Source organism: Streptomyces tyrfis, from assembly GCF_037034285.1.
GTDB lineage: Bacteria > Actinomycetota > Actinomycetes > Streptomycetales > Streptomycetaceae > Streptomyces.
The window spans coordinates 1-13,952 of record NZ_JBAGJZ010000062.1; the positions used below are offsets into that span (position 1 = coordinate 1).

The following is a 13,952-nucleotide window of genomic DNA, read 5'->3' on the forward strand; positions in this document are numbered from 1 at the left end:
GCGCCGGCAACCCCGTCAACCCACACCCACTCGTCGACCGACCCACCACCGACCGCGACGGACCGGGCCCCGAAGGACCCGGTCCGCCCGGCGTCGCACGGCGACACCGCGCTCCCTCGTCGGCGGCCCCCGGCCGCGCCCGGCCCGTTCGCCCGGTGCGCCCGGCGCGGGCTCAGGAGGAAGCGTTCAGGACGCGGTCCGGGCGGATCGGCAGGTCCCGGTGGCGTACGCCGGTCGCGTGCCACACCGCGTTGGCGATCGCGGCGGCGACGCCCACGACGCCGATCTCGCCGATGCCCTTCATCCCCACCGGATCGTCCGGCACGGGGTCGTCCACCCAGTGCGCCTCGACGAGCGGCACGTCCGCGTGCGCGGCGAAGTGGTATCCGGCGAGGTCGGCGCCGACATGCCCGCCCGACGCCCGGTCCCGGATCGCCTCCTCGTGGAGGGCCATGGACAGCCCCCAGGTCATCCCGCCGATGAACTGGCTGCGGGCGGTGAGCGGGTTGACGATGGTGCCCGCGGCGAAGACGCCCAGCAGCCGCCGCACCCGTACCTCACCGGTGGCGGTGTCGACCGCCACCTCGGCGAACTGCGCCCCGAAGGAGTGCCGCTCCCGCTGCGTCAGGGAGCCGATCGCCTCCGCGGTGTCCGACCGGGCGGTGATTCCCTCGGGCGGCACGGCTCCGCCGAGGGACAGCCGCTCCGCCAGTTCCCTCGCCGCGAGCGTCACCGCCCAGGCCCAGGAACGCGTCCCCATCGAACCCCCGGCGATCATCGCCGGGCCGAGGTCGCTGTCCCCGACGCGCACCCGGACACGGTCCGGCGCGACCTCCAGCACGTCGGCGGCCACCAGGACCATCGCGGTCCGCGCACCGGTGCCGATGTCCGCCGCGTTGACCCGTACGGTGAAGGTCCCGTCCGGCTCCGCGGTCACGGCCGCCGTGGACGGGCCGACGCCCGAGGGGTAGGTTGCGGCCGCCGTTCCGGTCCCGAGCAGCAGGCGCCCCTCGCGCCGCACGCCGGGGCGCGGGTCGCGGCCCGCCCAGCCGAACCTGCGCGCCCCCTCCTCGAAGCAGGCCGACAGATTGCGGCTGCTGAACGGCAGCCCGGACACCGGGCCCGTCTCCGGCTCGTTGCGCAGGCGCAGCGCGATCGGGTCGACGCCGCACTTCTCCGCCAGCTCGTCGAGGGCGGATTCGAGGGCGAAGGAGCCCGGCGCCTCGCCCGGCGCGCGCATCCAGGACGGGGTCGGCACGTCGAGCCGCACCAGCCGGTGCGCGGTGTGATGCGCGTCCGCGTCGTACATCACTCGCCCCAGCACAGCGCTGGTCTCGACGAACTCGTGCACCGTCGACGTCGGGTTCAGCGCCCGGTGGTCGAGCGCGCGCAGCCGGCCGTCGGCGTCTGCGCCGAGCCTGACCCGCTGCGCGGTGGGGCTGCGACAGCCGACGAGGGAGAACATCTGGCGCCGCGTCAGGACGACCCGGACCGGCCGGTCCAGAAGGGTGGCGGCCATCACGGCGGCCACCTGGTGGGGGCCCACGCCCTTCGACCCGAAGGCGCCGCCGACATGCTCGGAGCGCACCCTCACCGAGGCCGGATCAAGGGAGAAGAGCGTCGCGAGCTCGCCCGCCACCCAGGTGCTGCCCTGGTTGGAGTCGACGACCTCCAGCCGGCCGTCGTCCCAGCGGGCCGTCGCCGCGTGCGGCTCCATCGGATGGTGGTGCTCCTCGGGCGTGGTGTACTCCTCGTCCACCACCACGGCGGCGGCGCGGAGACGGGCCTCCACGTCCCCCTTCCGCGTCTCGGGCTCGGCCATCGCACCGTTCCCCGGCGTGTACGCGTCGGGGCGTCCGGCGCCGAACACGACGTCGTGCGGCTCCTCGTCGTACCGGACGACCAGGGCCTCGGCCGCCTCCCTGGCCTGCTCGGACGTCTCGGCCACGACCAGCGCCACCGGCCAGCCCGCGAACGGCACGCGGTCGTGCTGGAAGAGCCCCAGGACCGGGTTCGGCCGCCCCAGCATGCCCACGTAATCGGTGTCGACGCGCGGGGCGTTCCCGTGGTGCAGCACGGCGAGCACCCCCGGCATCCCCAGGACCGGCGAGTCCTCCACCGGGCGGACCCGGCCCCGGGCCACGGTCGACAGGACCATCCAGCCGTGCGCCAGGCCGGCGAACGAGATCTCCCCGGCGTAGCGGGCCGCACCGGTGACCTTGGCGCGGCCCTCCACCCGGGTGTGCGCGGAGCCGACGGCGCCCGTCGGCTCGGTGACCCCGGTCGTCGCGGTCATCGGGCGGCCTCCTCGGTGAGTTCGGTCAGAACGGCGACGACCAGCTCGCGGATCAGCGCCACCTTGTACGCGTTCCCCGGCAGCGGCTCGGCGGCGGCCAGTTCGGCGTCCGCCGCGTCGCCGAACGCCTCCGCCCGCGCCGGCCCGCCGGTCAGCGCCCGCTCCGCCGTCCGGGCCCGCCACGGCCGGGACGCGACCGCCCCGAACGCGAGGCGCACCTCGCGCACCAGCCCGTCCCGGACGTCGAGGGCCGCCGCGACGGAGCCGATCGCGAACGCGTACGAGGCGCGCTCGCGCACCTTCCGGTAGCGCGAGACTGCCGCGTACCGGGCGGGCGGCAGCGTGACGGCGGTGACCAACGCGCCGGGCGGCAGGGCGGTCTCGACCTGCGGGGCGTCGCCCACCGGCGGATGGAGCGCGCTGATCGGCAACTCGCCCGGCCCGTCGGCCGTCTCGTACGAGACGACGGCGTCGAAGGCGGTCAGCGCGACCGCCATGTCCGAGGGATGGGTGGCGACACAGTGTTCGGAGGCGCCGAGGATCGCGTGGTTGCGGTGCTCGCCCGTGACCGCGGGGCAACCGCTGCCGGGGGAGCGCTTGTTGCACGGCATGCCGATGTCGGCGAAGTAGCCGCAGCGGGTGCGCTGGAGCAGGTTCCCGCCCACCGTGGCCATGTTGCGCAACTGGCCCGACGCACCGGACAGAACCGCCTGCGCCAGCGCCGGATAGCGACTCCGCACCTCGGGATGGGCCGCGAGGTCGCTGTTGGTGACGGTCGCGCCGATGCGCAACCCGCCGTCGCTCGTCGCCTCGACCCGGTCGAGGGGGAGCCGGCGCACGTCGACGAGCAGCGAGGGCCGTTCCACTCCGGCCTTCATCAGGTCGACGAGATTGGTGCCGCCGCCGAGGAAGCGGGCCTCGGGGCCGGTGCCGCGGAGGGCGACGGCGCCGGGGACGTCGAAGGCGCGCTCGTAGCCGAACTCCCTCACGCCGCGCCCCCTTCGGCGCCGGCGTTCGCGCCGGCGGTCTCCGCCGCCCGGGCGACGGCCCGCACGATCGACACATAGGCGCCGCAGCGGCACAGGTTCCCGCTCATCCGCTCGCGGATCTCCTCGTCGGTGAGCGCGGGCGTCCCGGCCCCGGGCCGGAGGTCGCCGGTCACGGCGCTGGGCCAGCCCGCCGCGTGCTCCTCGAGCACCGCCAGGGCCGAACAGATCTGCCCGGGCGTGCAGTAGCCGCACTGATAGCCGTCCAGGTCGATGAACGCCTGCTGCACCGGATGCAACCGGTCGCCGTCGGCGACGCCCTCGATGGTGGTGACGGCGTGCCCCTCGGCCGCGACCGCCAGCTGGAGGCACGAGACGACGCGGCGCCCGTCCATCAGCACCGTGCAGGCGCCGCACTGTCCCTGGTCGCAGCCCTTCTTGGTGCCGGTCAGATCGAGCCGCTCACGCAGCGCGTCGAGCAGCGTGGTGCGGTGGTCGACGGATAACGAGTACTTCTCGCCGTTGATGTCCAGTGTGATGACACCGGAGGTCGATGGGGCCATGATCAGCCTTCTTTCGCCTTGCGGATGCGCGTCGCGCGCGACGATACCGCCGGGGAACCGGCCGCGTCGGGTGGAGCGCGGACACGGGCGAAGGGGCCGGACGCTCCCGAGAGCGGGCGGCCGCCGCCGGGGGAGCGGGCGACGAGGGGCGGGAGAAGCCGGTGGCACCGGTCGGCTGGTCGGTCCGGCGGCCTCACCGGCCGGATCCGAGGCCCGGCCGGCTCGAGCGGACCATGGTCCGGGAACGCCGACGGGGGCACGGCGACGCCGCACCCCCGTCGGTCGGCCCGGCCGCCGTCGGCCCCGCGGGCGGTCACCGTCCGCGGGGCCGGGAGGACCGGGCCAGGAGCAGGTGCTACCCGGCGGCCAGGGCGCGGGCCTCGGCGGCGATGAGCGCGGCACGGGCCGCCGGCAGACCGTTGCCGGACTGGTGCTGGGCCCAGGCGGCGAGCTGGGTGTACTGGCCGTGCCCCAGCATGGTGGTGAGGGTGGCGATCCGGTGGGTGTCGGCGCCCGAGGTCAGGATCAGATGGGCCAGACCGGTCGGGGTGGCGCGGACGGTGAACGTCGACGCGGCGGTGGCGGCGCCGCCGGGCCCGGTGGCCTTGGCACGGAGGGTGTGCTCGCCCGCGGTCAGCGCGGTGAGGTCGAGCGGCTTGCCCGGGGCGACGTCGGCGCCGTCCAGGGTGAGGACGACCGTGTCGGCGCCGGTGGCCTGGACCGCCGCGACCGGCGTCTGCGAACGGTCCAGCGTCGCGCCGGCGGCGGGGGAGGTGACGGCCACCGCCGGCGCGGTGGGCGGGGTGGGACGTTCCTGCTGCCGGGCCGCGTTCCAGCCGGTGAGCTCCGCCGGGCGGTTGGTGATGACGCCGTCCACGCCGCCGTCCTCCAGGGCCTGCCAGCGGGCCGCGCTGTCCACCGTCCAGACCATCACCGCGACGCCCGCGCGGTGCAGGTCGGCCACGACGCCGGGCCGCTTGGCCAGCGCGCCGTCCGACGGGTTGTAGGAAGCCAGGTGCAGCTCCTTGGAGAGGGCCACCGGGTCGGCGTCCAGAGAACTCCGCAGCAGACCGAGCGGCAGCTCGGGGGCGAGCTCGTAGGCGTACTTCAGCGCGTCGACCTCGAAGCTCTGCACGAACACCCGGTCGGTCATGCCGTGGTCCCGGACGGTCTTGACGATCGTGGCGACCTCGTCGCGGGTGTGGGCGCCCTTGATCTCCAGCAGCAGGTTGCCGCCACGGGTCCGCAGATCGTCCAGCTGCGCGGCCAGGGTGGGAATCCGGGCGCCGGTGTAGGCGGGACCGAACCAGGAACCGGCGTCCAGCGCGTCCAGCTGGGCCGAGGTCAGATCGCGGACGGCTCCCTTGCCGTCGGTGGTGCGGTCGACCGTGCCGTCGTGCAGGACGTACGGGACGCCGTCCTTGCTCGGCTGGACGTCGTTCTCGATGAACTCGGCCCCGCCGCGCCGGGCGATCTCGTCGGAGACCAGGGTGTTCTCCGGGGCGGCCGAGGAGGCGCCGCGGTGCGCGATCACGGTCAGGGGAGAGCCGGCGGGGCGGATCCAGCTCTCGGCGGGGAGCTCGGTGACCTTGAGGTCGTCGAACGAGACGGTGGAGCCGTTGACCACGAGGGCCTCGACGCCGTCGGCGGAGCGGGCGACCCGGGTGGTGCGCATGGCCTCCCGGCCGTCGAAGAACCAACGGGCCTTGGTGCCGTGCACCTCCACGGCGATGCGTACGTCGCGGCCGGTTCCGGCCGCCGAGGGGGCGGCGGCGGTGTCGGTGACGTTCCACGCGCCGGCCGGGGTCCGCTGCGCGAACTCCAGGCCGTTGGAGGCGGTGGTGCCGCTGCGCATGGTGGCGATCGACCAGGGCACGGAGCCGTCGGCGGGGACGTCCAGGCCCATCGCCGTCCAGCGGGCGGAGTCCTTCACGGACTCGAACCGGGCGGTCACCTCGATCCGGAAGTCGTCGAGGTGTTTCCCGAAGGTGATCCGGCTCTGCTGGTTGGCGTCGGCCGAAGTGCCGTACAGTCGGCCGTTCTTGACCTCCCAGGCGCCTTCGGCGGGCCGGAATCCGGCGGGCAGGGAGTCGCCGGAGAAGTCCTCGGAGACGACGACCCGGCCCTCGGGCGGGGTGGTTCCGGCCGACTTGGTTCCGGCGCCGGCGGGGCCGGCGGTCAGCCAGGGGACGAGTACAGCGGTGGTCAGCAGCGCGGAGGCGACACAAAGTGATCGACGAGACATGGCCGGAAAGCTACGGTCCCGAGATCAATGGACGCTGACCGGCAGGGGAACACCGGCTGGACGGTACGCGGACGCCGAGTCGGTATCCGGACTCGGTGACCAGCCGGTGCGCCGACGGCCGTTGACGGGCCGTCGGCCGGACCGGGCCCCGGACGCCGCAGCGTGGACCATTCCTCAAGTGCCCGTCGGCGCCCGGTCGTCGCGTTCGCGGCGCGCCTCGGCCCGTACCGACCGTCCCCGAAGAGGCACGGGGCCAGGCGCCGGGGGCCGACTCCGGCGGTGCCCCGATGCGGGACACGGCGCCGGCCACTCCCGTACGCGGCCCGGGGCCTTTGGCCGCGTACGGGAGTGGCGGAAGGCCGTGGGCCGGGACGCGTCCGCCGTCTCCGCGATCCGGTCGACGGCGGTGTACCCGTGGGCCCGGGCGGGAAAGAGTCCGGCCGCCGTGCGCGCCACGTCCTCCCGCGCACGCCGCGTCGTGCGTGCCCGTGGATTCTGTCGCGGCACGGCGGCCGTCCTCCTGCGGTCCGGTGTGATCAGTGCATCGGAGCGTTCGGCGACCCCGCCGAGGCGTTCTCCTCCGCGAGCCGCTCCATCCCGCTCTGCGTCTTCAGCGGCTTCTCCTTGATGAACAGCACCGCGACCAGGGCGAGCAGCGCGAAGGGCGCTCCGACCAGGAACACGTTCGCGGTGGCGACCCCGTACGCGTGCTCGACCACCGCACGGGCCGGTTCCGGAAGCTTGGAGAGGTCCGGAACGCTGTGTCCGCCGCCACCGCCGGAGGCCGCCCCGCCGAAGCCCTTCGTCAGCTCGCTCGTCACCCGGTGGGCGAGCACGGCGCCCAGCGCGCTGGTGCCGATCGCGCCGCCGAGGCTGCGGAAGAACGACAGCACGGACGTCGCCGCGCCGAGCTGTGACGCGGGCACGTCGTTCTGGGCCGCCAGCACCAGGTTCTGCATCAGCATCCCGACACCAATGCCGAGTACCGCCATGTAGGCGCTGAGCAGCCCGAACGAGGAGTCCGAGCCGATCGTGGACAGCAGGCCCATGCCCGCGGTCATGATGATCCCGCCCGCGATCAGGAAGCCCTTCCACTTGCCCCGGGCGGAGATGATCTGCCCGGCGACGGTCGTGGAGACCATCAGGCCGAGGATCATCGGCAGGCTCATCAGACCGGCGACGGTCGGCGTCTTGCCGAGCGAGATCTGGAAGTACTGGGACAGGAAGACCGTGCCGCCGAACATGGCCACGCCGACCAGCATGCTCGCCAGCGTGGTGAGAGCGACCGTGCGGTTGCGGAAGATCTGCAGCGGGATGATGGGTTCCTGGACCAAGGACTCGACGACCACCGCGGCGGCCAGCAGGACCACACCGGCGATGACCAGCACGGCGGTCTGCCACGACACCCAGTCGAACTGGTTGCCCGCGAGGGTCACCCACAGCAGCAGCGCGCTGACCCCGCTCATGATGAGCACGGCGCCGAGATAGTCGATCTTCACGTCCTTGCGGACGGTCGGCAGCTTCAGGGTGAGCTGGAGCAGCACGATGGCGAGGAGTGCGAACGGCACGCCGATGAAGAAGCACCAGCGCCACCCCAGCCACGAGGTGTCCACGAGCACACCGCCGATGAGCGGACCCGCGACCGTGCCGACGGCGAAGACGGCGCCGAAGACGCCGGAGTAGCGGCCGAGTTCACGCGGCGGAATGATCGCCGCCATCACGACCTGGGCGAGCGCCGTGAGACCGCCCGCGCCGATCCCCTGCACCACCCGGCTCACGATGAGCAGGCCCACGGTGTGGGAGAAACCGGCGACGAGCGAGCCGACGACGAACATCGCCAGGGAGAGCTGGATCAGCAGCTTCTTGTCGTAGAGGTCGGAGAGCTTGCCCCAGATCGGGACGGTCGCCGTCATCGCCAGGAGCTCGGCGGTGACCACCCAGGTGTACGAGGACTGGCTGCCGTTCAGGTCGGCGATGATCCTGGGGAGCGCGTTGGACACCACCGTGGACGCCAGAATGGCCACGAACATGCCGGCCATCAGGCCCGACATGGCCTGAAGTATGTGACGGCGCGTCATGGCCGGCGCGCCCGCCTCCGGTGCGCCGGCGGCACCGGGATCGTGTGTGACAGCAGCGGTCATCGGCTGATGTTCCTCATTCTCTGGTGAAAAGGGCCCCCGGCGGAGGCCCCGGATGTGTGTCAGTCGCTCAGACCGGCGGCCAGCGAGGCGAACGCCTCGTCGTAGATGCTCTCGAACGTACGGGCACGCCCGGAGGCCACCCAGAGTTCGACGGCGGCGCGCACGGCGGCGATCGCCACGTGCGCGAGCAGCCGGGGGCGCAGATCGGACTCCGGGTCCTGCCCGAGACGTTCGGCCACGGCCGCGATCAGCGCGCGTTCGTCCGCGCCCTGGGCCGCCAGGAATCCGGGCAGCAGCGAGGGACTCTTCCTGAGCACGGCCGTCTGGAGCTCCCAGCGTTCGTGGTCCCGCTCGATGTGGACGAGTTCCCGCCCCATGCCCTCCCGCAGCGCGCCGAGTGCCGTGAGCTCCTCCGGTGCGTCGAGCACGGCCCGCCGAACGCGCTCGGCGTTCTCCTGGCCGGGCCAGGTGATCGCGTCCTCCAGGCACGGGAAGTAGTTGAAGAAGGTGCGGACGGAGACTCCGACCGCGTCCGTGACCGCTTCCACGGTCACGTTCTCGATGCCGCGGTCCGCGGCCATGCGCAGCGCCGCACCCGCGAGGGCGTCACGCGTCGCACGCTTCTTGCGTTCGCGCAGCCCGGGGGGTGTCTCATCGGCACTCATGAAAGTGCATGGTAGGAAAATTTGCACAGCATGCAAAATTATTAAACGTCTCGACGTGTGAGGCCGGCGGCCGGGGCCTGTGCCTGCCGCGCCGGGCGGGGCGGCAGGGTCGGCCGGGGAGGGCCCGGAGGCGGCCGACCCGGCGGCAGGTCCTCTCGGCGCGGCGATGAACGAGGCCGCCGTCGCCTCGCCGACCGGCAGCGGTGCGGTGCCTCCGGCCACCGGGTCGCGCGGGAGGACATGTCGCATCCCGGCCGCCGGTATCCGGGCAAGGGCGATGGCCCACGTGGGAAGGACCTGGCATGTCTCCGACGTGCGGGGCGTACGACATATCCGCCCGGCGTGCGGAGGCGCGCCGGGCATTCGCCGGTATCGCGTGGAGGGGGGAAGCGTACACCGAGCCGCTCCGCACGGCCGCGCGGGCCCGGGGCGGGCGGATCCCGCCGGTGCTCTTCGGGCCCGGAGGCGCCCACCCGGCGATGCGCCCGCCCTCGACGCCCCGGGGCGTCGAGGGCGATCCGGACGCGCTGAGATGCCTGCGGTAGGCGTACTGGCCGCCGCCCGTGCGCGATCACCAGGGGGCGTCGCTCCGGGGGGGGTGCCCCTATGGGGTTCGTCAAGAGAATCGGGCTGCGTTCCGGTGAGGTTCGGGGCAGCATGGCGTGATGCCTGACTTGCTGTGGGATGACGTAGTGAGCTTCTTCGACCCGGATTTGATGGGGTCGCTGCCGGACGTAGTTGTTCCTGATGCCTCGGTTGAGGACTGGCAGGCGGTTTTGGACCTCGTCAGCGTGAGCGGCTGGACGTTTCAGTACTCCGAAGGCGAGACGGTGCTGCCAGTGCCCCGGGCGGAGGCAGTTCTGTCTCGCCCGGCTGACGCTGAGTGCCCGGAGCTGAGGGTCTGGCCGGCTGCCGGTGTGCTGGCGATTTTCCGGTTCTGGGCGGTGGAGGAGATCGACTTCGATGTTGATCTGCGGGAGCTCCAGGGCCAGGAGCGACTGGATGTGTTCTGCGGCTTCTTGCGGGTGGTCGGACGGCGGCTGGGCAAGCCGGTGCTGATGGATGCCGAGGGCGGCGACCACAGTCATCCGGTGCTCGGGTTCGATGTCGAGACCGATCAGGTGGTGCTGTTGGCGGAGCCTCTGGTCACGTGACCGCCGCTGCTGGCCGTCGTTCGTAGAAGGTGCCGTCGCGGAGCATCGCGAAGAGAACGTCGGCCCGGCGTCTGGCGAGGCAGAGGATGGCTTGGGTGTGGTGTTTGCCCTGGGCGATTTTCTTGTCGTAGTAGGTCCTGGATGCAGGGTCGGCCAGGGCGGCAAACGCGGACAGGAAGAATGCCCTTTTGAGTTGCTTGTTGCCCCGGCGGGACGGTTGCTCGCCACGGATCGAGGACCCCGAACTGCGGGTCGCCGGGGCGAGGCCGGCGTAGGCGGCGAGGTGGGCGGCGGAGGGGAAGCTACTGCCGTCGCCGACGTCGATGAGGATGCGGGCTCCGGTCCTGACACCGATGCCGGGCATCGAGGTCAGGACCTGGGAAAGAGGGTGGGTCTCCAGGAGTTCCTCGATCCTGGCGGCCAGGATTTTGCGCTGGTCGAGCACGGCGGTCAGCGAGGTGGCGAGGCTGGGGACGATCAGTGCGGCGGCGTCGGCGCCGGGGACGATGACGGTCTGCTCGTCGAGTGCGGTGAAGATATCGTCGACCAGGCGCTCGGCCATCCTCGGGGCCTTCGGGCGTACGAGGTTGGCCAGTCGTCGGCGTCCGGCCTTGCGGATCTGGGCCGGGGATCCGAACCGTTCCAGCAGCGTGAGGACGGCCGGGTGCTGGATGCGCGGACCGATCACTCGCTCCAGGTGAGGATGGATCTGGGTGAGCAGGCCGCGGAGTCGGTTTCCGACACGGGTCACCTCGCCCGCGAGGTCGTCGTCGAACCCCACGATCATCTCCAGCTCGGCGACTGTCTCGTCGTCGAGTTCGATCGCCCGCAGGGTGTGGGGCATCGCGCGGGCGGCGTCCGCGATGATGAACGCGTCGCGGGCGTCGGTCTTGGCCTCGCCCGGGTAGAGGTCGGCGATCCGGCGCATCGTGAGACCGGGCAGATAGGCGACCCGGCAGCCCATGTCTCTCGCCACGGCGAGCGGCAGGGCGCCGATCGACGCGGGCTGGTCGACCACGACGAGCACGGTCCCGTGCTTGGCCTGGAGCTTGGCGAACACCTCGCGCAGTTTCGGTTCGCTGTTGGGCAGGCGCTTGTCGAACGCCTTCTTGCCGGCCGGGGTGACGGCGGTGGCGTGGTGTTCGCCCTTGCCGACGTCCAGACCGAGGTAGACGTCAATGTCACCGGTGTCGATCACGTGCGTCCTTCAGTCGTGCCCACCCGGCCGTCCTTCGGCACCGATCGCCACATCCACATTACGAAGAGCCTCCCTGCCTCCCGGAGGAGTCGGTGGTCATGCCCCTAATCAGCGGTCTGTCAGTGCCTCCGGGACCGGTGACACCACCCCCCGGGCCATACGTTCAACAGGGGGGAGCAGTCATGCCGATCCCGGAGGCCGGGAGCCCCATTGCGGGACCACGAAAAAGGTAATGGGGGGGGAACGGGGCCTCGGACCGGGTGCGTCGCCTCCGGCCCGCGCCGCCGCGCGTGCCGGCACGGCCACCGGACTGAGCTCCTGGGCCTCCGACTCCGTCCAGGACGTCGTCGCGGCCAATCCGAACACCGTCTTCCAGCTGTACCGGGTCGGCAGGAAGGAGCAGATCGAGGCGCGGATCGAGGCCGCGCGCAGTGCCGGGGGCCAAGGCGCTGATCGTCACGCTCGACTGGTCGCACACCCCACGCCGCGTCTCGGGAGTGCCCCCGTCGCCGCCGAGCGCCCTCGACATCAGAACCATGGTGCGGCTCGCGCCGGAGGCCCTGTCCCGGCCGGCTTGGTTCGGCGGTTGTCTGCGCCGCGGCCGCATACCCGAGCTGAAGGTGCCCAACCTGTTCGACCGGGCCGGGCGGGTGCCGTACTTCGGCGAGGCGTGGTCCGAGTTCGGGGCGACTCCGCCTCCGACCTGGGATGACGTGAAATGTCTGCGTGACCTGTGGGGCGGCCCCTTCATGGTCAAGGGCGTCAACACCATCCGGGACGCCACGCTCTGCGTCGACCTCGGAGCCGACGCCATCTCGCTGTCGGACCACGGCGGGAACAACATCGACGGCAGCCCCTCCGCTGCGCTATCTGCCGTCGATCCTCGACGCCGTGGGAGGCCAGGTGGACGTGGTGGTCGACGGCGGCATACGCCGGGGCTCGGAGGTGGTCAAGGCGCTGGCCCTCGGCGCGAAGGCGGTCCTGGCCGGCCGCGCCCTGGTCTACGACCTGGCGTGCGCCGGAGAGGCGGGCGCCCACCAGGTGCTGGACATCCTCCGGAACGGCATCCGCGAGACCCTGTACGGAATCGGCCGGTCCAGTGTCCACGACCTGGAACGCGGGGACCTGATGGTCCTCGACCGCGACTTCTTCGTCCCGCCCGTGCTCCGCCCGCGCACGAGACGCGCGCATGCCCACCCGCAGGACCCGCCGACCAGCGTCTCCCGGTCCCGCCGAATGCCTGACCTTCCGTCACTCCTCCCGCGAAGGAGCCCCCGTGCCGACAGCCCCCGACACGTCGAACCAGTCGTCCACCTGGGACCGCGCCCATGGTGTGGTATCGCGAGGCGTCTCCTCCGGCCACCGCGTCGGATGGAACCAGGTGTTCGTCCGTGCCTCGGGGGGCCCAAAAGGACGTTGGAGATCATGGAGACCGGCGACGTCTTCGGCACGCGCCATGCCCGGGGCGAACGCATGCGCGACGGCATCGGGAAGGCCATCGCCGCGACGACCGAGGAGGACGTGGACCGCGCCCTGGAATGCGTGTGTGCGGCGCTCGGGACGGCCATGGGCTGACATGACGTCAGACAGGGACTCCCCGGCGGCCCGGGGCGCCGGCCGGTCCCCCCGGGCCCGGCCGGACACCCCGACTCGGCGGACCTGGTGCCCGCACCGCGTGTGCGGGCATCACGGTCGCCGCGCGACCCGCCCGGACGCCACGACCCCGCTCACCGCCGGTCCCGGGGCGGCTTTGACGGCATGGCGGGTTTGCCTCGCGCGATCAGACGCCGGCGATCGACTGGATCCAGGAGCGGTACGCGGTGACGTTCGTGTACGCCGTCGTGGTCTGGCGGTCGCTGGTGGAGGCGACGCCGACCTGGACGCCGTTGAGCGTCATCGGACCGCCGGAGTCGCCGCCGGCGGTGATGCCGTCGCCGCGCCGGGCGCAGATCGCCGAGCCGCCGTAGGCATCGGTGCAGCCGCTGGTCACGGTCACGTTGGCCACCTTCAGGTAGCGCGACTGGCAGTTGATCTCGGAGCCGCACTGCGAGGTGGCGCCCCAGCCCCACACCTGCACGTTCTGCCCGACCCGGACCGTGCCCGGCTGTCCGAGCTGCGCGTACGTCCCCTGCACCGAACGGTCCAGGCGGACCAGTGCCAGGTCGGCGCTGTGGGTGTAGGTCTGGACGCCGTTGGCCACGGTGCCGCCGCTGTACTGGTCGAGGCTGCCGACCCGGAACGACAGCCCGCCGCCCGCGACGCAGTGCTTGGCCGTAAGGATCCACGTCGGCGCGATGATCGTGGCCGAACAGGTCTCCTGGCCGTTGGAGTAGAGACGGGCCGCCCACGGGGCGTTCTGTGCGTAGCCGCCGCCGATGATGGGCTGTACGGCCTTGGTCACCGGCGCCGCCTGCGCGGGAGCCGCCTGGGCCGCCGAGGCGGTGGGGGAGAGCAGGGCGAGGACGGAGACCGCCAGGGCCGAGACGGCGGGGACCAGCCTGGATATGCGCATGCTTCCTCGTTTCGCGGGACACACGAGGGTGTGTCTGTGGGGGTTGACGGGCCCCAGGTTCCCGGAGAATTGCGACGGCGGGTACCTCACGCCTGGCCATGCCACGGTGCTATGCCCCGCGCCCCGGCACGAGGGCACGGGTGTCCGGGCCCCGTGGGGCCGGGGCGGCCGGCACGGGCCGGAAGTCAGCGG

General features: G+C 72.5%; 9 protein-coding genes and 2 pseudogenes. 3 read left to right on the forward strand and 8 right to left on the reverse strand.

The window, feature by feature from the left end; all coding sequences use genetic code 11:
* Positions 1-172: 172 nt before the first annotated feature.
* The 6 genes from WA762_RS31960 to WA762_RS31985 all read right to left on the reverse strand — a co-directional run bounded on the left by WA762_RS31960 (position 173) and on the right by WA762_RS31985 (position 8,896).
* Positions 173-2,296 carry a xanthine dehydrogenase family protein molybdopterin-binding subunit gene (locus WA762_RS31960; RefSeq protein ID WP_335940687.1) on the reverse strand — a complete coding sequence of 708 codons (2,124 nt, stop codon included), beginning with the start codon at positions 2,294-2,296 and terminating at the stop codon, positions 173-175.
* Positions 2,293-3,285 carry an FAD binding domain-containing protein gene (locus WA762_RS31965; protein WP_335940689.1) on the reverse strand — a complete coding sequence of 331 codons (993 nt, stop codon included), beginning with the start codon at positions 3,283-3,285 and terminating at the stop codon, positions 2,293-2,295. The genes WA762_RS31960 and WA762_RS31965 overlap by 4 nt, the downstream gene beginning before the upstream one ends.
* Complete coding sequence (locus WA762_RS31970) at positions 3,282-3,845, reverse strand: (2Fe-2S)-binding protein (protein ID WP_335940690.1); 564 nt, start codon at positions 3,843-3,845, stop codon at positions 3,282-3,284. Before WA762_RS31970 ends, WA762_RS31965 begins: the two co-directional genes overlap by 4 nt.
* 355 nt (positions 3,846-4,200) lie before the next feature.
* Positions 4,201-6,090: a glycerophosphodiester phosphodiesterase gene (locus tag WA762_RS31975; RefSeq protein WP_335940691.1), complete on the reverse strand. Its 1,890-nt coding sequence runs from the start codon at positions 6,088-6,090 to the stop codon at positions 4,201-4,203.
* A 536-nt stretch (positions 6,091-6,626) separates the two neighbouring features.
* A complete protein-coding gene (locus WA762_RS31980; protein ID WP_472911612.1) occupies positions 6,627-8,168 on the reverse strand; it encodes an MDR family MFS transporter in 1,542 nt (513 codons plus the stop codon).
* Between the two features lie 122 nt (positions 8,169-8,290).
* Positions 8,291-8,896, reverse strand: a complete 606-nt coding sequence (locus WA762_RS31985; protein WP_335940696.1) for an acyl-CoA-like ligand-binding transcription factor — start codon at positions 8,894-8,896, stop codon at positions 8,291-8,293.
* A gap of 665 nt (positions 8,897-9,561) precedes the next feature.
* On the opposite strand from WA762_RS31985, the gene WA762_RS31990 reads away from it, so the two are divergent.
* Positions 9,562-10,050 (forward strand): hypothetical protein, encoded by a 489-nt coding sequence (locus tag WA762_RS31990; protein WP_335940698.1) that lies wholly within the window; start codon positions 9,562-9,564, stop codon positions 10,048-10,050.
* On the opposite strand, the gene WA762_RS31995 is transcribed toward WA762_RS31990, so the two are convergent.
* Complete coding sequence (locus WA762_RS31995; protein ID WP_443080730.1) at positions 10,043-11,248, reverse strand: IS110 family RNA-guided transposase; 1,206 nt, start codon at positions 11,246-11,248, stop codon at positions 10,043-10,045. The genes WA762_RS31990 and WA762_RS31995 overlap by 8 nt on opposite strands.
* A 232-nt stretch (positions 11,249-11,480) precedes the next feature.
* Here WA762_RS31995 and WA762_RS35840 point away from each other — a divergent pair.
* Positions 11,481-11,672: pseudogene (locus WA762_RS35840) on the forward strand (alpha-hydroxy-acid oxidizing protein); the annotation flags it as partial.
* 73 nt (positions 11,673-11,745) lie between these two features.
* A pseudogene (locus WA762_RS32000) lies at positions 11,746-12,823 on the forward strand (alpha-hydroxy-acid oxidizing protein).
* A gap of 205 nt (positions 12,824-13,028) precedes the next feature.
* On the opposite strand, the gene WA762_RS32005 reads toward WA762_RS32000, so the two are convergent.
* Positions 13,029-13,760 (reverse strand): S1 family peptidase, encoded by a 732-nt coding sequence (locus WA762_RS32005; RefSeq protein WP_335940699.1) that lies wholly within the window; start codon positions 13,758-13,760, stop codon positions 13,029-13,031.
* Positions 13,761-13,952: the final 192 nt, after the last annotated feature.